Annotated in this window: 17 protein-coding genes; 10 read left to right on the top strand and 7 right to left on the bottom strand. The window is 61.4% G+C overall.

The features are described 5' to 3' along the window. Nucleotide 1: 1 nt before the first annotated feature. Nucleotides 2–1,231, bottom strand: coding sequence for a precorrin-6y C5,15-methyltransferase (decarboxylating) subunit CbiE (cbiE, locus tag FHX08_RS20780; RefSeq protein WP_132656417.1), 1,230 nt, complete (start codon nt 1,229–1,231; stop codon nt 2–4). Here cbiE and FHX08_RS20775 point away from each other — a divergent pair. Beyond that, nucleotides 1,230–2,000 carry a cobalt-precorrin-6A reductase gene (locus tag FHX08_RS20775; protein WP_132656415.1) on the top strand — a complete coding sequence of 257 codons (771 nt, stop codon included), beginning with the start codon at nt 1,230–1,232 and terminating at the stop codon, nt 1,998–2,000. The two genes, cbiE and FHX08_RS20775, sit on opposite strands and share 2 nt — an antisense overlap. Here FHX08_RS20775 and FHX08_RS20770 read toward each other — a convergent pair. The 5 genes from FHX08_RS20770 to cobF form a co-directional block, all read right to left on the bottom strand. Further along, a complete protein-coding gene (locus FHX08_RS20770; protein WP_132656413.1) occupies nt 1,964–2,728 on the bottom strand; it encodes a precorrin-3B C(17)-methyltransferase in 765 nt (254 codons plus the stop codon). The two genes, FHX08_RS20775 and FHX08_RS20770, sit on opposite strands and share 37 nt — an antisense overlap. Next, entirely contained in the window at nt 2,725–3,450 is a 726-nt protein-coding gene (locus FHX08_RS20765) for a precorrin-2 C(20)-methyltransferase (protein WP_132656411.1), read from the bottom strand. The genes FHX08_RS20770 and FHX08_RS20765 overlap by 4 nt, the downstream gene beginning before the upstream one ends. Then, entirely contained in the window at nt 3,447–4,079 is a 633-nt protein-coding gene (locus tag FHX08_RS20760; protein ID WP_132656409.1) for a precorrin-8X methylmutase, read from the bottom strand. The genes FHX08_RS20765 and FHX08_RS20760 overlap by 4 nt, the downstream gene beginning before the upstream one ends. Nucleotides 4,080–4,081: 2 nt before the next feature. After that, nucleotides 4,082–5,443: a precorrin-3B synthase gene (gene cobG / locus FHX08_RS20755; protein WP_132656407.1), complete on the bottom strand. Its 1,362-nt coding sequence runs from the start codon at nt 5,441–5,443 to the stop codon at nt 4,082–4,084. Between the two features lie 77 nt (nt 5,444–5,520). Further along, entirely contained in the window at nt 5,521–6,285 is a 765-nt protein-coding gene (cobF, locus tag FHX08_RS20750) for a precorrin-6A synthase (deacetylating) (RefSeq protein WP_132656405.1), read from the bottom strand. A gap of 198 nt (nt 6,286–6,483) precedes the next feature. Between cobF and repA the strand changes: the two genes are divergently transcribed. The 3 genes from repA to FHX08_RS20735 all read left to right on the top strand — a co-directional run bounded on the left by repA (nt 6,484) and on the right by FHX08_RS20735 (nt 10,052). After that, on the top strand, nt 6,484–7,680 hold the full coding sequence (gene repA / locus FHX08_RS20745; RefSeq protein ID WP_132656403.1) for a plasmid partitioning protein RepA: 1,197 nt from the start codon (nt 6,484–6,486) through the stop codon (nt 7,678–7,680). Further along, the gene (gene repB / locus FHX08_RS20740) at nt 7,677–8,675 is read left to right on the top strand and encodes a plasmid partitioning protein RepB (RefSeq protein ID WP_132656401.1); all 999 of its coding nucleotides are present in this window, start codon (nt 7,677–7,679) and stop codon (nt 8,673–8,675) included. The genes repA and repB overlap by 4 nt, the downstream gene beginning before the upstream one ends. A 246-nt stretch (nt 8,676–8,921) precedes the next feature. After that, a complete protein-coding gene (locus tag FHX08_RS20735; RefSeq protein ID WP_132656399.1) occupies nt 8,922–10,052 on the top strand; it encodes an RHE_PE00001 family protein in 1,131 nt (376 codons plus the stop codon). On the opposite strand, the gene FHX08_RS20730 is transcribed toward FHX08_RS20735, so the two are convergent. Beyond that, entirely contained in the window at nt 10,028–10,948 is a 921-nt protein-coding gene (locus tag FHX08_RS20730; RefSeq protein WP_132656397.1) for a LysR family transcriptional regulator, read from the bottom strand. The genes FHX08_RS20735 and FHX08_RS20730 overlap by 25 nt on opposite strands. Nucleotides 10,949–11,164: 216 nt before the next feature. Here FHX08_RS20730 and FHX08_RS20725 point away from each other — a divergent pair, with 216 nt between their 5' ends. The 6 genes from FHX08_RS20725 (at nt 11,165) to FHX08_RS20700 (ending at nt 18,665) form a co-directional block, all read left to right on the top strand. Then, complete coding sequence (locus FHX08_RS20725; RefSeq protein WP_132656395.1) at nt 11,165–12,139, top strand: ABC transporter permease; 975 nt, start codon at nt 11,165–11,167, stop codon at nt 12,137–12,139. After that, entirely contained in the window at nt 12,136–13,035 is a 900-nt protein-coding gene (locus FHX08_RS20720) for an ABC transporter permease (RefSeq protein ID WP_132656393.1), read from the top strand. The genes FHX08_RS20725 and FHX08_RS20720 overlap by 4 nt, the downstream gene beginning before the upstream one ends. A gap of 5 nt (nt 13,036–13,040) precedes the next feature. Beyond that, complete coding sequence (locus FHX08_RS20715) at nt 13,041–14,012, top strand: ABC transporter ATP-binding protein (RefSeq protein ID WP_132656391.1); 972 nt, start codon at nt 13,041–13,043, stop codon at nt 14,010–14,012. Beyond that, the gene (locus FHX08_RS20710; protein ID WP_132656389.1) at nt 14,009–15,046 is read left to right on the top strand and encodes an ABC transporter ATP-binding protein; all 1,038 of its coding nucleotides are present in this window, start codon (nt 14,009–14,011) and stop codon (nt 15,044–15,046) included. The genes FHX08_RS20715 and FHX08_RS20710 overlap by 4 nt, the downstream gene beginning before the upstream one ends. Before the next feature lie 16 nt (nt 15,047–15,062). Beyond that, entirely contained in the window at nt 15,063–16,637 is a 1,575-nt protein-coding gene (locus tag FHX08_RS20705) for an ABC transporter substrate-binding protein (RefSeq protein WP_132656387.1), read from the top strand. Nucleotides 16,638–16,769: 132 nt separating this feature from the next. After that, nucleotides 16,770–18,665: a CocE/NonD family hydrolase gene (locus FHX08_RS20700; protein ID WP_245508340.1), complete on the top strand. Its 1,896-nt coding sequence runs from the start codon at nt 16,770–16,772 to the stop codon at nt 18,663–18,665. The last annotated feature ends 7 nt before the right edge of the window (nt 18,666–18,672 follow it).

Genomic DNA, 18,672 nt, shown 5'->3' with positions numbered 1-18,672 from the left:
TCTATTCCTTGATCCAACGCCATTGCGTCACCGGCAAGGCCGGCCGCCAGCCGCTCATGCCGCCGACGGATGCTGCGCGTGATATTTCGATTTTGGTAAGTGAGCCGCCGCGTGCCGCATATTGAGCCAGCAGTACCGCTTCCATTTCAAGCGTCACGGCGTTGGCGACGAGACGTCCGCCCGGCTTTAGCGCTGCGATTGCCGCATCCATCACGCCAGCCTCGCTGCCGCCGCCGCCAATGAAGATCGTATCCGGTGCCGGCAGTCCCATCAGGGCCGCAGGGGCGATGCCCTCGACGAGGGCAAGCTGGGGCACGCCGAACGCAGCCGCATTGCGGGCAATGCGGGCTGCCCGCTCCGGCGACTGCTCGACAGCGATTGCCCTCAGCGACGGATCGGCAAGCATCCACTCGATACCAACAGATCCCGAGCCGGCGCCGATGTCCCAGAGCAGCTCGCCATGACGCGGCGCAAGCGCCGATAGGGTGACGGCGCGGATTTCCCGCTTGGTGATCTGTCCGTCATGTTCGAAGAGTTCGTCTTCGAGGCCGCTAATATAAGGCAGGATACGAGCTCCCGGCCCCCCGACGACATCGAGCGCACAGACATTCAAGGGGTCGATATCGGCAAGGTCGAAATGACCTGCCGTCGTGCTCCGGATTCTCTCCCGCCTGCCGCCGAGCGCTTCCAGAATCGTCAGCCGCGTGTCGGCAAAGCCGTTGGCAGCAAGTAGCGCGGCAAGCGCCCGTGGTCCGTTTTCGTCTGATGTCAGTGCCAGAATGCGCCTGTCGGCATGCAGATGCGGGCGGATGAGATCGAGCGGCCGTCCATGCAGTGAAACACAGGCCGTCTCCTGCAGCGGCCAGCCGAGGCGCGAGGCGGCAAGGCTGAAAGCGGAGGGCGCGGGAATGGTGCGGATTTCCTCTGCCGCAACATGCCGCGAAAGCGTCGCGCCGACGCCATAGAGGAACGGATCGCCCGAAGCCAGGACGACGACAGGCGTTCCACGCCGCGCCAGGATTTCTTCAACCGATTTTTCGAAAGGGCTCTGCCAGGTCAATCGCTCTCCGGAAATCAGTGTTTTGACCAGGTCATGGTGACGTGTCCCGCCGAACACAACGGTGGCGGCTGCGATCAGGCCCTTTGCTTCATCGCCAAGGCCTTCTGGACCATTCTCGCCGATGCCGATAAGAGTGAGCCAGCGCGGGCCGGTGGGAGACAAATCAGACATGGACAAGACCCGCATTCTCATCCTCGGCGGCACGAGGGAAGCGCGCAGGCTTGCCGCCGAACTCGCCAAGCGAGACGATCTCGATATCCTTCTGTCGCTGGCCGGTCGAACGGAAACTCCTGTCCGACAGCCCGTTCCCGTCCGTATCGGCGGCTTCGGCGGTGCGCAAGGCCTTGCCGATTTTCTGACGGCCGAACGCTACGACCTTTTGATCGATGCTACCCATCCCTTCGCCGAACGCATTTCGGCCAATGCTGCAGCTGCAGCCGCACGCAGCGGCGTTGCCGCGATCGTCCTGGTCCGTCCCGAATGGGTCCCGGAACCCGGCGACCATTGGCATATCGTGTCTGACATCCCTGCTGCAATCGCAGCACTTGGCCCCGCCCCTCGCCGCGTCTTTCTTGCGACCGGACGCCAGGGCGCTCATCATGCCGAGGTCGCCCCGCAGCATTTTTATCTGGTGCGCAGTGTCGATCCCGTCGAACCGCCGCTCCTTCTGACGGACGTCGCATATGTGCTCGACCGCGGCCCCTTCACGCTTGAGGGCGAGATCGAACTCATGCGGAAACATCGCATCGATGCTGTCGTCACCAAGAATAGCGGCGGTTCGGCCGCCTATGCCAAGATTGAGGCCGCCCGTCTCCTCGGCGCCAAGCTCATCGTGATTGCCCGCGCGCCGGCGGTCGCCATGACTTCGGTGGAAACGGTCGAAGCGGCGCTCGAAGCGATCGATCATCTTTTGTCCTCGCCCATGAAGCGCGGCGTATAGATGAGATCCTCTTTCCCTTCGCGGCTTATCACCCGCGTCTCGGGCGATCCGATGATGACACAGGTCGCCATGTCGGCGACGCTGGCATCGGCTTTCTCAAGCAACTGCACGATGATCCGCTCGTCGGGCCGCCCGGCCGCCCGTCCGAAGACAACTGGTGTCGTTGCCGGCAGATGCTGGCGCAGAAGCTCGAAGGCCTTGCCGAGCTGCCAGGGCCGCGCCTTGCTGATCGGATTATAAAGGGCGATGACGAAGCCGGCGCGTGCCGCAAGTTCCAGGCGGTTCTCGATGACGGGCCAGGGCTTCAAATTGTCCGAGAGCGATATGGCGCAGAAATCGTGACCGAGCGGGGCCCCGACGCGGGCTGCGACCGCCAGCATGGCGGTGATGCCGGGCAGGATCACGAGATCGACGCCCCGCCATTCGGCCGGTCCCTTGTCGATCGCCTCGCAGACGGCAGCGGCCATGGCGAAAACACCGGGATCGCCGCCAGAGACGACGCAGACATCCGCACCCTTGGCGGCCATCGTCAATGCGGCCCCTGCCCTGTCCAGCTCCTCGCGATTGTCGGAGACATGCCGCGTCTGGCCGGCGCGCAACTTCAACCGATCGAGATAGGGGCCATAGCCGAAGAAGTCGCTCGCGGCCTCGACGGCTGCACTGGCTTCCGGCGTCATCTGCTCCGGATTGCCGGGACCGGTGCCGATCACGAAAAGCCGGCCGCTCATCGGCGGGCCTCCCAGCCGGGCACCAGCACGAGCGAGAAATAGGGCGCTTCGGTCTCGTCGCGTTCGGACAGCTTAACCATGGCGGCATTGGCCATCGTGCCGCGCTCGACATAGAGGGCGTCGTCAAGGCGGCCGGCAGCCTGCAGCGCGCGGCGGATCTTCGGCAGGTTGCGGCCGACCTTCATGATGACGGCAGCCTCGGTGTCCGTCAGCCGGCGGGTCAGCTCCTGTTCCGCCATCGTTCCTGGCAGTACTGAGAGCACGTCATCGCCCTGCACGATCGGCATGCCCGCCGATGACCAGCAGCCGGACATGGCGCTGATGCCGGGGATCACTTGGGTCGGATAGCGCTGCGACAGGCGCACATGCAGATGCATGTAGGAGCCGTAGAAGAGTGGATCGCCTTCGCTGAGCACCGCGACCCTCCGGCCGGCATCGAGATGACGGGCGACGGCTTCGGCGGAAGCGTTGTAGAAGTCGGTGATCCGGCGCTGGTAGAGCGGGTCGTTCTTGTCGATCTCGGTGGTGACCGGATAATAGAGCGGCAGCAGCTCGACGCCAGGCTTCAGCAGATTTTCAACGATCGCCTTGCCGTTCCCGCCCCTTCCCCGCTTGGCGAAATAGGCGATGACATCGGCGCTCTCGATGGCGCGCACGGCCTTGAGGGTTAGAAGTTCGGGATCGCCGGGTCCGGTGCCGACGCCGATCAGAGAACCGCTCATAGGCCGGGCCTCGAAAGCGCATTGATGGCCGCCGCCGTCATGGCGCTACCGCCGAGACGTCCGCGCACAATGGCAAAGGGAACGCCGTAGGATTGCTCGGCAAGCGCATCCTTGGATTCGGCGGCCCCGACAAAGCCAACCGGCATGCCGATGATTGCTGCCGGTTTCGGTGCGCCATCGCGCAGGAGTTCAAGAAGATGAAAGAGCGCGGTCGGCGCATTGCCGATCGCAACGATGCTGCCGCCGAGCCGGTCGAGCCAGAGGTTAATGGCGGCAGCAGAGCGGGTATTGCCGCTCTCGTGGGCAAGTTCGTGCGTGCGGGGATCATGCAGCGTGCAGATCACCTCGTTCTTCGCCGGCAGGCGGGCGCGTGTCACGCCATGGGCCACCATCTCCGCATCGCAGAAGATCGGCGCACCATCCTGGAGAGCGACCCGCGCGGCGTGCACGAAGCCGGGCGAGAAGACGAAATTCTGTGCTGCTTCGACCAGGCCGCAGGCGTGGATCATGCGAACAGCGATTTCGGCCTCCTCGGGCGAGAAATGCGAGAGGTCGGCTTCGCTGCGAATGATCGCGAAGGAGCGCTCATAGATCGCGTCTCCGCTGCGGATATAGTCGTAGTCTGGCATTTTTATTCCTGTTGCAGCGCTTCGGCGAGGCCGATAGGCCCGAGCCTCTTCAGGCAATCGGCACTCGACTCGCCCGCACCTCTTTTGTCTTCGATCAGACGGGCGAGCTTCTCTATAGCGAAATCGATCCGTCCGCCAGCAATCCTTGCTGCCGGGCTGTTGGCGGCGAGCCCATCAAGGACAAAACCGTAGCCCTCAGTCGAGCCGGCAATCACGAGATCGGCACGCCGATGCGCACAGCCCTTGGCGCAGCCGGAGAGATGGAGCTTCAACGACCCGTCGAAGAGATCGGGAACCCGGTCGATCAATTGACTGGCAAGTGCTCTGGTATCATAGAAGGCGGAGGCACAGGCCCCTGCCCCGGCGCAGGCGGCAATCTGCTCGGCCGGCTCCTTAGCCGTGACGCTGAAGCCGTGATCGACGGCTGCTTGTTGCATAGCCGGCATTTCGCTCTCGGGCAGTCCGATCAGGAAGAAGCCGCGATCAGGAGCCAATCGGATCTCGCGCGCGCCTGCACTTTCGGCTGACGCCAGGAAAGAGATCAGATCGGCAGCCCGGGCCTGCCCGAATTTCAGCCGCACGCCAAGCACGGCGATGCCGGTCCTCAGTCTTGTCACGCCGACATAGGACGATCTGCTGGGCGCCGGCGGAATGGATCGAATGCTATCGATCTGCGGAAAATGTGCATACAACGTTGTTGCGGCGATGTCGCGGGGGCGTGTTTGCCTGCCGCGCGCTGTCAGCAACTCAAGCAGGTCACCTGCGGCAGCTGCCACGGCCTCGGGCCCACCGATCGCGAGCGGTGTCGCAGTCTCTTCATCGCCGGCTATGGACAGGAGCCATTGTCCCGGTTGCTGCGCGACGATGCGGATATCGGCAATGAGGGCAGAAAGCGAAAATCGTCCGCCGCCGTCGACCAAGATGGAGAGTTTCGGGGCAAGATGCGGGGAGTTGAGAAGGACGCCGAGCTTGCTGCGCACAGCCGCTTCCATGACTGCCGCATCGCCGATCGCATCGCCATCGATGCCATGCAGCGGCGAGATCTCGATCGTCACCCCATCAGGCACGACGATGCCGGCAGCATCGATCTCTGCTGCCAGCGGCCTGACGGTATCGGTGCTAAGACCGCGGATCTGCAGATTGCCGCGGGCGGTGATTTCCAGAATGCCGTTTCCGTGTCGCGCAGCCGCCGAGGCCAGTTCCCGTAACTGGGCGATCGTGAGCGCACCCCCAGCCGGGCGCAGACGCACGAGCAGGCCGTCGCCGGTCTGCATGGGTGCGGCAAGCGTCGGGCAGGCACCACGCTGCATGCCTGCTATATAGGCTTTCTCTGCGTTCGAAATTTTGCCGTGAGCGCTGCGCATTCATCCATCCTTGAGCTCATGTTTTATAGGATCGCGCCGGATGCAGCAAAGCGAGATCGGCTCCGTGAGCGGGACATTCAGTCTTCGAAATCCCGTCCCTTGCGCAGGAGATAGATGTCCATGATCCAGCCATGCCGCGCGCGTTCTTCTGCACGGAGCTGGACTATCTCCTCGGCCACATCGCCGAGGCGGCCAGAGCGGATGATCTCGTCCTTCGTGCCGAGATAAGCGCCCCAGAAGATTTCAGCATCGGGATCATCGATCTTCGAGAAGGCCTGCTCGCCATCAAGCATCACGATCGTGCTCTCATGCGTCAGCCCTTCCCCAATCACTCTTCGCCCGGTGGTAATCTCGACCGGCTTGCCGACGAGATTGACGGGAATGCGATGGCTTGCAGCCAGCGCCTGGATGCTGGTGATGCCGGGCACGACGCTGTAGTCGAACGGGATGGCGCCGGCCGCGCGGACCCGCTCCACGATGCGGATCGTGCTATCATAGAGGCTCGGGTCGCCCCAGACGAGAAAAGCTCCGGCTCCAGCCTCCGGCAGATCGGCGATCAGGCCTCCGTAGATCCGGGCGATTGCCGCGTGCCAGTCGTCCACGCTCCCACCATAGCTTCGATCCTTAGTCGCCCGTTTCGGCATCTCGAATTCGACAATGTGAATGTCTTCGCGGGTCAGATATCGGTCGCAGATCTCTCGGCGGACTTCGGCGAGATCGGCCTTCGCGGCTCCCTTGGTCGGGATGAAAATAACGTCTGACGCATTCATGGCGTTGATCGCCTGTACGGTCAGATGCTCGGGATTTCCCGTGCCGATGCCAATGATATGGATGTGCCTCACGTTCTCAGTCCTATGATTTCCAGCGGGTTGTGCCGCTAAAGCGGGTTTTTCGCAAGTGGGGCGGCGAGTTGGCCGCGGCCAACTTTCTTTCTGTGTGGTAGCGAAGCGTTTATTGTTGAGAGTTCCGAATCATGTCATCTAGGATACGCTTTTTGACGCTATGTTGACGGAAAAGCGCTTTAAGAAGGGGCAAGTGTTTTGGACAACATTAGCGTATCGACGACAGACGTCCGCATCGAACGGCACGCCACCCAGCTCTCTCGCCAGCTGAAGCTGCTGCGCGAAAAACTCTTTCCGCCGCTTTCCCAGAAGACGCTCAGGACGTTCACGTCAGGCGAAGCCGCGCAGATGATCGGTGTGTCCGACGGTTATCTTCGCCAGCTTTCGCTCGATGGCAAGGGCCCGCAGCCAGATGTCTCGCACAATGGGCGCCGCTCCTACACGCTCCGCCAGATCAACGAACTGCGCCAGCACATGGCGAAGATCAAACCGAAGGACGCGCTCTCCTATTTGCCCTGCCGGCGGGATGGAGAAAAGCTGCAGACAATCGCCATCACCAATTTCAAGGGCGGTTCGGCCAAGACTACGACCACCCTTTATTTGGCGCAGCATCTGGCGCTAGAGGGATACCGTGTGCTGGCGATCGATCTCGATCCGCAGGCCTCGCTCTCTTCGTTGCTTGGCGTCCAGCCGGAATTCGACCTTTTGGACGGTGACACGCTTTACGGCGCCATCCGCTACGATGCGCAGCGGCGCCCGCTGAAGGATATCGTGCGCAAGACCTATTTCGACGGTCTGGATCTGGTTCCCGGCAATCTCGAACTGATGGAGTTCGAGCATGAAACACCGCGCGCTCTCAACGAACGGCTGAAGCCGGAAGAACTGTTCTTCCGCCGCGTCGGCAATGCTATTGCCGAGGTCGAGGCTAATTACGATATCGTCGTCATCGACTGTCCGCCGCAGCTCGGCTATCTGACACTGGGTGCGGTCTGCGCTGCGACGTCGCTGCTGATCACCATTCATCCGCAGATGGTCGATGTCGCCTCCATGTCGCAATTCCTGTTGATGACCTCCGATCTCCTTTCTGTCGTGCGCAAGGCGGGCGGCGATCTGCAGCATGATTTCATCAAATATGTCGTGACTCGCCATGAGCCCTTCGATGCACCACAGTCGCAGATCGTTGCGCTCCTGCGCAGCCTCTTTGGGGATGACGTGCTGACAGCGACCATTTTGAAGTCGACAGCGATTGCCGATGCGGGCCTGACCAAGCAGACCCTCTATGAAATCGAGAAGGGGCAGGTTCGCCGCTCCACCTATGACCGGGCACTGGAATCGGTTAACGCCGCCAATGGCGAGATTCTTGCCAGCATCCATAAAGCATGGGGCCGCACATGAGCAGACGAGATCGACTGAAAGGATTGTTCACCGACACGGCACAGGAGTTGGCCGCGGCCAACTTTGAGGAGACGAATGCGCGTGGCGCTGCCGGTCCGGTGCGCACTATGGCGTTGACGCTCGGCCGCATGGAGGAAGAGAGCAGGGCGATGGAAGAAGCCCTGCTGTCCGGCGAACATATTGTCGAGCTCGATCCCGAGTTGATCGACTCCTCCTTCGTTCGCGATCGTATTGCCGACGAGCCGCTCGATATGGAAGACGAGCTCGTGCAATCGATTGCCGAGAACGGCCAGGAAGTGCCGATCCTGGTGCGGCGCAATCCGCATCATGACGGACGCTATCAGATCGCTTACGGTCATCGCCGCCTGCAGGCGGTCAAACTGCTCGGCCGCAAGGTGCAGGCGGTTATCCGCAAGCTGGACGATACGGACCTCGTGATCGCGCAGGGTATCGAGAACTCGGCGCGGCGCAATCTCTCCTATATCGAGCGGGCCGTCTTCGCGCTCAATCTCGAACTGAAGAAATTCGATCGTCCCGTCATCATGAAGGCGCTCTCGACCGACAAGACGGAACTGTCGAAGCTGATCTCCGTGGCGAAGGCGATCCCTGCCGATATCATTCAGGCTGTCGGTGCAGCTCCGGGCATCGGCCGCAGACGATGGATGGCGCTGGCTCAGGACTGGACCGATGCCGCTGCCGCACGTTTGAGCAAGCTCATTCAATCCTCCACCTTCAACGCGGTGGAGAGCGACCGTCGTTTCGAACTCGTGATCGCCGAGCTTGCCAAGAAAGAAGAAGCCAAGCCTGAGAGCGTGGAATATGACTGGAAGCCGGCCAGCGGCGGCAAGATTGCCGGCCGCATCAAAAGCTCCGGCACATCGTTTACGATTGCTTTGAGGACCGGTGATGCGCCGGACTTTGGCGCCTATCTTTCAGGCCGCCTTGACGAACTCTATGAAGACTTTAAAGCGAGCAAGCTGCAAACTGGAAAATAGATTCCAAAGGCGAACGGCCAAGCGTGGCTGGGATCGCTGGCGTGATCCCGCCTTGCGGGTGGGAGTGGATGGCTGAATGGCTGTCCACCGGTGTGACCAAGTGAACAATCATCGCTAATCCGAAAAACCAGGTGAAAACCATCGTCGTCTCGAGCACGGCATTGTCGGTCCATTTCGGCCATGCGATAACTGGCGGAAGCAAATGAGGGTTTCGCTTCCCTTTGAAGGATTCCATTAAGCCTAACAATGCGCTACGATATTGATGCCGCAACGCTCCAGACGCTGCTTCCAACCATTGCCGGGGCGGAGGATGCCTTGGCCCGGCTCGATGAGCGTGTGGCGCGCTCGCCGGTCGGGCAGGGCTTTGCCGAACGCAGCCATTTCTTTGACGCGGTTGGTGCTTTGTGGGTGGCGGGCGAGCTTGTTCATGTCGAGGATCTCGTCCTGCACGACGCCCATATGGATAGCCGTGCGCCGAGCCACGAGCTGACGATCGCCCACTCGGTTCTCAGGACCCGGCGGCGGATCGAGACGGCTGACCCGGCCTGGGCCTTGAGCCCCGTCGGGCTTGGCGTACTCACCGCGAACGCGCTGGAAGAGAAAGGGAGGGAGCAGGAGGCGAATGACCCTGCGCCTGCCGAGAGCAGACTTGACGATCAGGATGACGACGCCCCGCTCGCCGCCGAAATCGCCGAGCTCGATGCGCTGCTTGCCCGCTCGCAGAGGCTTCTCGATCGCCATGCCGGAAGGGCCGTTTCAGACGGGCCGTTCACGGAAGCCGCTGCGAGGCGCGATGATGATCCGCTCGGCCTCTTCGATGACGACGAATGGAACGAGGAGGAACGGCTTCAGGAATGGCGCGGACTGATCCCGCTCGCCGAGGAGCTGCCGCCAAGCCTCGCTGCCGCCCTTCTCTTCGATGCCTGGGAGAGGATCGAGCCGCTGCGCCGCCAGCATTGGCTTGGCGGCCTCCTCATCGCCAGCAGCCTGCGCGCGAGAGGCAAGCTTGCCTCGCATCTCTTCTCCTTTCATGCCGGGCTGAAACAGATCCGCCACGAGCGCCGTCGCGCGCGCGATCGGGTCACACGTCTCCGGGCCTTTCTCGATGCGATGCGCGAGAGTGCAGCAACGGGTCTCAAGGAAATCGACCGCCTGACGCTGGCGCGTGCGCAGATGGAGCTGCGCTTTCGCGGCCGCCGGTCCACCAGCAGCCTGCCGCAGCTTGCCGATTTCGTCCTGGCGCGTCCCATGGTGTCGGCGGCCATGGTCGCCAGGCAGCTCGGCGTGACACAGCGCGGTGCGCTCAATCTGATCAACGAGATCGGTATCAGGGAAATCACTGGCCGCGGCCGCTACCGAGCCTGGGGTATCATCTGACTTGGCGTTATCCTGCCGCCGCCGTTCTTCAAGATGTTTATAAATGCCTCCGCCGGCCAGGAGAGCGGGGCGCCGAGTAGAGAGATGATGCCATATTCGGAGACCTTGTCCGGCAGGAAAGGACGCATGGCGATCGCCTCGTTTCGGAAAAACTCGGCGATCAACGACGGGACGATGGCGATTCCAAGCCCTTGAGCCGCGCAGGCGCATGCTGTTTCCACGGAATGAACTTCGAGGCTGCAGCGATAGGACGGCACCATTCGTCGCAATTCGTGCTCGAGTTCGTTGCGGTTGATCCGTTGCCGGCCAAGCAGAATGAGATCATTGCGCGCAAGGTCGTTTACATCGATCGCCGCCTTACCCGTGAGTGGATGGTTCGCCGGCATGACACAGGTCGTGCCGCTTACGAAAAGCGGGCGCGTATCGAAGGAATGGCTTTCTGCAGGCAGCCGCACGAAACCGAGATCGGCCACGCGATTATGCACCAGCCGTTCGATCGCGTCATAGGGACCACTCAGAATTTCGACCGTCACCCGTGGATGATCCGCCTTGAACTGCGCAATAAGCGGCGGCAGCATCGTGGTCGAAAGGCTGTGGGGAAAGGCCACGCGAACCAAGGCCTCTCCGAAGACTCCGGATCTCACATCGCCGATCTTGACGCGAAGGCGCGACACGCTTTGGGCGATCTCATCGACTTCGTCGACGAGCAGATGTGCTTCAGGCCGGGGTATCAGGCGACCCTTGTCCCGAAGGAAAAGCTCGCGGCCGACCTCTTCCTCCAACGATGCAAGTTGTCGGCTGATCGCCGATTGCGACAGGCCGAGCTGTGCGGCTGCCGCCATGGTGGAGCCGGTGTCCATGATCGTCTTGAAGATTTCGAGCTGCCGGAAATTCATGGCGCGATCCTATGGGTAAGTTCATGCAAAGCACAAGGCCAGACAGGCAGCCAGCTTTTGCGCGCGCGCGAAACGCATAGGTCAATGCGTTCCGCTCATAATATTGCACATCTTTTCGGTCTCGTTATCGTCGTCATCAACAAACAGAAAAAGGGAACGTCGGTTCATGAAATGGATCTGTCCTTGGCGGGCGAAATGTAAGCCGGAGCGAACGGTATGACGGTGTTCGTTATTCGCCGCTTCCTTCAGAGCATCGCCGTGCTTCTGGTGACCGCGGTCATCGTCTTCATCGGCATCTACGCGATCGGTGATCCGGCCGAAATGCTGATCGCCCCGGATGCGAGCCCCGCCGAGCGCGCTCAGGTCGTAGCCTCGCTGGGCCTCGACAAGCCGCTTTGGGAACAGTTCTTCACCTTCGGCTGGAACGCCCTGCACGGCGACCTTGGGCGCTCTTTCGTTTTCAACCGCCCCTCGATCAGCCTGATTTTCGAACGCCTGCCAGCGACGCTGGAACTGACGCTGGTCGGTCTCGCCTTTGCGCTCATCATCGGGATTCCGCTGGGTCTGCTGTCCGGCCTGAAGCCGAATTCGGCGACGGACGAAGTCATAATGACGGGATCGATCTTCGGCTTTTCGCTGCCGAGCTTCTGGCAGGGCATGATGCTGATCATGATCTTCTCGGTCTGGCTCGGCTGGCTGCCATCGACGGGCCGCGGACAAACAGGCGAATTTCTCGGAATCCATTCCAGTCTCTTCACGTTGGACGGCCTGAAACACCTCATTTTGCCGGCGATCAATCTGTCACTCTTCAAGCTGTCTTTGGTGATCCGCCTGACGCGCACCGGCGTTCGCGAAACCATGCCGCTCGATTTCGTCAAGTTCGCCCGCGCCAAAGGTCTCTCCGGAAAGCGCATCGTCTTCGTGCATGTCTTCAAGAACATTTTGATCCCGTTGATCACGGTGATCGGGCTCGAGCTCGGAAGCATGCTCGCGTTTGCCGTTGTTACCGAGACGATCTTTGCATGGCCAGGCATCGGCAAGCTGCTGATCGACAGCATCATGCGACTCGATCGCCCTGTCGTCGTCGCTTATCTGCTGGTCATCGTCAGTCTCTTCATCCTCATCAATTTCGTGGTCGACGTGCTCTATTCACTGGTCGATCCGCGTGTTCGCCTCGGAAATGCATCATGAGCGTCGCCGCCCTTTTCAACGAGGATATGCTGCTTGGCCGTCTGGTGGTCGGTATCGGCCGCAGTCCGAAGGCGGTGATCGCTGCCATCGTTTGCGTGGTCCTGCTGTTTGCCGCCATTGTCGGCCCTTACCTGACGCCGCAAGATCCCTTTGATCTCGCCGTCCTCGACATTCTCGACGCCAAGTTGCCGCCCGGCTCTCAAAGCTTGGATGGGCTTACCTATCTTCTCGGTACGGATGGGCAAGGTCGCGATATGTTCTCAGCGATGATCTATGGCCTGCGCACCAGCCTCGGCGTCGGCGTCTTCTCTGGCCTCGTCGCACTCATCGTCGGCACCGTGCTCGGCCTGATCGCTGCATATTTCGGCGGCCGAATCGAGGCGTTGATCATGCGTGTCGTCGACCTGATGCTCGGCTTCCCGACCATCCTCGTCGCGCTGATGCTGCTGGCGCTGCTGGGACAGGGGCTTTGGAAGGTCATATTCGCGCTGGTTCTCGTGCAATGGGCAACTTTCGCCCGGGCCGTGCGCAGCGCAGCCCTCGTCGAAAAGAACAAGGACTATGTCGAGGCGGCACGAACGCTCGGCCTTTCGACACCGCGCATCCTCCTCGGTCATCTCCTGCCCAACTGCCTGCCGCCGCTGATCGTCATCGGTATGCTGCAGATGGCAAACGCGATTTCGGCGGAAGCGACGCTCTCCTTCCTCGGCATCGGCCTGCCGATCACCGAGCCCTCCCTCGGCCTCCTCATCGCCAACGGTTACCAGCTGCTAATGTCCGGCGAATACTGGATCAGCGTCTATCCGGGCGTGCTGCTGCTCATCCTCGTCTTTTCGATCAACATCGTCGGCGATCGCCTCCGCGAAGTGCTGAACCCTCGTCTGGGCGAGAGGTGAGAAAGATGACCCCGGTTCTCCAAGTCAAAAACCTTTCCACTCATTTCATGACGCGACGCGGCGTACTGAAAGCCGTCGATGATGTCAGCTTCACGGTCGGCCAGCGGGAAATCGTCGGCCTAGTCGGGGAATCTGGGTCCGGCAAGTCGATCACCGGCTTCTCAATCCTCGGCCTCGTCGATCCGCCAGGTCGTGTCGTCTCCGGCCAGGTTCTTTTCAACGGCGAGGATCTCTTGAAGATGCCGCCGACCGCCATGCGAGCGATCAGGGGGAAACGCATCGCGATGATCTTCCAGGATCCGATGATGACGCTGAACCCGGTTCTGTCTGTCGGCACCCAGATGATCGAAACCGTACAGGCGCATGATAGGGTTTCTCGCGCCGAGGCGCGCGCCCGTTCGCGCGATGCGCTCGGTCTTGTCGGCATCCCGTCGCCGGACGAGCGGTTGGACTCTTATCCGCACCAGTTTTCAGGCGGCATGCGTCAGCGTGTGGCGATCGCGATTGCCCTCCTGCACCGGCCGGACCTGATCATCGCCGATGAACCGACGACCGCGCTCGACGTAACGATCCAGTCGCAGATCCTTTACGAGATCAAGCGGCTCGCCGCTGAGTTTGCCATGGCGCTGATCTGGATCAGCCACGATCTCGGCGTCGTCGCCGCACTCGCAGACCGCGTCATGGTCATGTATGCCGGCAAGATCGTCGAGGCGGGGCAGGTGGACGGCGTTCTGACCGAGCCGCGCCATCCCTACACGTCAGGCCTCCTGTGTGCCGTTCCCGCCGCCGTACCGCGCGGCGAGCCGTTGCGTCCCATTCCGGGTTTTGCGCCGTCGCCTCTGTCACGTCCCTCGGGCTGCGCCTTCCGTGATCGCTGTGCCCGCGCGACCGAAATCTGCGCCACCGACCCCGTGACGGAAATCGCGGCCGGACGTGAATTTCGCTGCTTCCATCCACATGTCGGGAGAGCCGCATGACGACGTCACTTATCGAAGCAGCCGATGTCAGCCGCCGCTTTTCACGAAAACTCGACTATGCGGAAAAGATCGCCAACCTGTTTGGTGCCGGCCTTGAGGAAAAGACCGTCCACGCGGTCGATCATGTCGATCTCGCCGTCTATCCGGGTGAGGTGGTCGGCCTGGTCGGCGAATCCGGTTGCGGAAAGTCGACGCTCGGCCGCGTCATGGCCGGTATCATACCGGCAAGCGACGGCGAAGTGCGCTGGCAAGGCACGGCGCTGACGGCGCTGGAAGGCGAGGAAAAGCGCGCCATGCGCCTTGGTGCCCAGATGATCTTCCAGGATCCAATGTCGACGCTCAACCCGCGCAAGAAGGTGATCGACCTGATCGGCGAGGCGCCCAAAGTGCATGGCATCGTCAAGGCCCGCGAGATGCGCGAGTATGTGGCTACGCTTGCAGAACGCGTTGGCCTCGATGCCACCTATCTCGACCGCTATCCTCACCAGTTCTCCGGAGGGCAGCGCCAGCGCATCGGAATTGCCCGCGCACTGGCCGTGAAGCCGAAGTTGCTGGTCTGCGATGAGTCGGTCGCCGCCCTCGACGTCTCGATCCAGGCGCAGATCCTCAATCTCTTCATGGACCTGAAGCGAGAATTCGGCCTCACCTATCTCTTCATCAGTCACGATCTCGGGGTGGTGAAACATATCTGCGACCGAGTCGTCGTCATGTACCTTGGCCGCGTGGTGGAAAGCGCCACGCCGGACGAAGTCTTCAACAATCCAAAACACCCCTATACGCAGGCGCTGATCCGCGAACTGCCCGATGTCTCCGACCGCCGGCGCAGCTTTACGCCGATCAAAGGGGAGATCCCATCACCGCTTCACCCGCCGGCGGGATGCCATTTCCATCCCCGCTGTCCGAAGGCTTTCGACCGCTGCCGTGTGGAGCGGCCGGTCCTCAAGAAAAATGCCGCCGGTCACGTCAGTGCGTGCCATCTGAACGATCAGCCGGTGACCGAAACCACGAATGCAACGGCCGAAACGGCCATCTGAAGAGGGGAATGAAAATATGAAACCGATGAAACTGCTCCTGGCCGGCGTTGCCGCCACGGTGCTTTCGCTGGGCTCCGTCCATGCCGCCGACCTCATTATCGGCAGCGCCACAGAGCCGTCCGCCATCGATCCGCTTTTCTCGCGCACCGGTAACAACCAAAATATCGCACAGTCGATGTTCGACCGCCTGGTCAGCACGGATGCCACGATCAATATGGAGCCGGCACTTGCCGTTTCCTGGACAAATGTCGATCCGCTGACCTGGCAGGTGAAGCTGCGTGACGGCGTGAAGTTCCATGATGGCAACCCGCTGACGGCCGACGATGTCATCTTCTCGCTGAACCGTGCCAAGAACGTGCCGAACAGCCCGGCGCCCTTCTCCGGCAACGTCGCGACCATCGCCAGCATGAAGGCGATCGACGATCTGACGATCGAATTCAAGACCAAGGCACCGACGCCCGATTTCATCGAACAGATTGGCTTCGTTTATATCCTTGAGAAAAAGGTTGCCGAAAATGCCACGATCGAGGACTACAACAGCGGCAAGGCCGCTATCGGCACCGGCGCCTACAAGTTCACCTCCTGGACGCCCGGCGATAACCTGGTGATGACCAAGAACGATGCCTACTGGGGCAAGAAGCAGGATTTCGACAAGGTCACGGTCAAGTTCATCTCCAACGACGCTTCGCGCGTCGCGGCATTGCGTTCCGGCGCCGTTGACCTGATCGACGCGGTGCCGCCGGGGGACGTCAAGACCATCCAGGGCGTTTCCGGCCTCAAGGTCTTCTCGATCGCCTCCTCCCGTCTGATCTACCTCGCGCTTGATAGCGTCCGCGACAAGAGTCCGTTCGTTACCGACAAGGATGGCAAGCCGCTGGACAAGAACCCGCTGAAGGACGTCAAGGTCCGCCAGGCGCTGTCCGAACTCGTCAACCGCCAGCTGATCATCGACCGCATCCTTGACGGATCGGCGGAAGCGGCCGGCCAGCTGGTGCCGAACGGCGTCGCCGGCAGCGATCCGTCGATCAAGGTTCCGGCCTTCGACGCGAACGATGCGAAGAAGCTGCTTGCCGATGCCGGTTACAAGGACGGCTTCGGCATCACCATTCACACTTCCAACGATCGGTTCCCCGGAGATGCGGAAGTTGCCCAGGCAGTCGGCCAGATGTTTGCCCGCGGTGGACTGAAGGTCAATGGCGTCGTCGCTCAGCCGTACAACGTTTATACCAAGGGCGCGTCGAATGGCGAGTTCTCGGCCTTCATCTTCTCGCTCGGCAATTCCACGCCGACCTCGGCAACCGGTCTGCGCAACCTGTTGATGACCGCCAACAAGGAGGCCGGCACCGGTTCGTTCAACCGCACCAAATATTCGAACCCGGCCTTCGATCAGGCGATGCTGGCCGCGACTTCCGAATTCGACGCCAAGAAGCGTATCGAAATGCTGCAGAACGCGACAAAGCTGGTCTTCGCCGACGTGCCGGTCATTCCGCTCTACTGGCAGAAAGTCCACTGGGCCGGCAAGGCGAACCTCTCCTATGTCGCCAACATGACGGAAGATACAACGCCGGTTCTTGCCGGGCTTGCGGAGTAGCGGTTGCGGCACACGCAACCAACCCAGCGATATGCCGCTGCGCCGCGTGTTCCGGCGCGGGGCCACTCCCGGGCCGGTCGCAGAATGCGGCGGTCCGGTCCGGGCCTTCGCATTGATTTTGAGGATACCGACATGGATAGCCTGGCGCCTTCGCGCGTTGAAATGATTGCCGACGACGTACTCGCCGAGCGCGATGTGATGGTGACGATGCGCGACGGTATTCGGCTCGCGACAGACGTTTATCGACCCGTCAAGGACGGCAAGGCGATCGAAGACCGGTTGCCGGCGATAATGGAACGCACGCCCTACGGCAAGGCCGAACGCTCACGCTCCGAGATCGAGATCGGTATGACGACGCCGATGAACCGCCATGAAGTGGCAAGCTTCTTCGTCCGTGCCGGATATGTGGTGATCTATCAGGACTGCCGCGGCCGATACAATTCCGAAGGCGAATTCAGCAAATACGTTTCCGAAGCCGCCGACGGTTACGACACCGCCGGCTGGTTGCTGGAACAGCCCTGGTCCAACGGCAAGTTCGGTACGATGGGCCTGTCCTATGCGGCACATACGCAGGCGGCGCTCGCCTGTCTCAATCCGCCTGGCCTTTCCTGCATGATCATGGATTCCGGCGGTTTTTCGAATGCCTTCCAGTGCGGCATCCGTCAAGGCGGCGCCTTTGAGCTGAAACAGGCGACATGGGCGTATAACCAGGCGATCGGCGAGGGTGACGAATTCGCCCGCGCTGCCATGGAGGCCGAGGATCTGCGAGCCTGGTTCTCCGTCATGCCGTGGCGCGAGGGCGTATCGCCGGTACGCTGGATGCCGGAATACGAAAGTTACCTTCTGGAACAATGGCGCAGTGGCACGTTCGACGACAGCTGGCGTCGCGTCGGCCTCTACATGGAAGGATACTACGAAACCTTCCCGCAGGTGCCCTGCGTGCTGATGTCCAGCTGGTACGATGCCTATGTAAAGTCGACGCTCGACAATTATCGAGGTCTTTCGGGTCGCAAACTGCAATTGATCATGGGGCCCTGGCTGCACGGCAACCGCAACACCACGCTCGCCGGCGACACGTCTTTCGGGGCGGCCGCACCGCTCGGCGGCAATGTCGTGGAAAGCTGGATGGCCTTCCGCCGCAACTGGTTTGACCGCTGGCTGAAAGGCAAGGAAAACGGGGTGCAGGACGAACCGACCGTGCGCGCCTTCGTCATGGGTGGCGGTTCGGGCAGGCGCAATGACGAGGGGCTGCTCGATCACGGTGGCCGCTGGATCGAGGCTGCTGACTGGCCGCTGCCGGGCACAGAATACCGCGATTTCCACATCCACGAAAATGGCCTGCTCTCGACCGAAAGACCGAAGGTCGATGCCGCGCCCTTCGTGTACGATTTCGATCCGAAGAACCCTGTTCCCACCATCGGCGGGTCACTGACGAGCGGCCAGCCGATCTTCGAAGGAGGCGGCTTCGACCAGCGCGAGGGTGAAAAGTTCTACGGCTCGAAATACCCTGGCCTGCCGCTCTCGGCCCGCGCCGATGTGCTGTCCTTCGAGACCGAGGCATTGGTCGAAGACGTCGCGGTCGTCGGCCCGGTCACCATCGAACTCTACGTCTCGTCGGATGCACCGGACACTGACTTCACCGCCAAACTGATCGACGTCTATCCGCCAAGCGAAGACTACCCGACCGGCTATGCGCTCAACATCACCGACGGCATCATCCGTTGCCGCTACCGGAATTCCTTCGAAAAGCCGGAACCGATCGTTCCCGGCGAGATCTTCAAGGTGACGATCGAGCCCTTCGCCACCGCCAACCTCTTCGCCAAGGGCCATCGCATCCGCCTGGACATTTCCTCGTCGAATTTCCCGAAATACGACGTCAACCCGAACACCTATGCGCCGGAAGGCCGGGGCCGGACGACCGAGATCGCCCGCAACAGAGTGTTTTGCGATGCCGCGCATCCCTCGGCGATCCGCCTGCCGATCGTCGGCAACGAAGCGATGGTGGCGCTGAAGCCTTTCACCAGATAGAAGGATC

Source organism: Rhizobium sp. BK529 (assembly GCF_014194105.1).
Taxonomy (GTDB): domain Bacteria; phylum Pseudomonadota; class Alphaproteobacteria; order Rhizobiales; family Rhizobiaceae; genus Rhizobium.
Note: the sequence above shows the minus strand (reverse complement) of the source record. Positions and strands in the feature narration are given on the sequence as shown.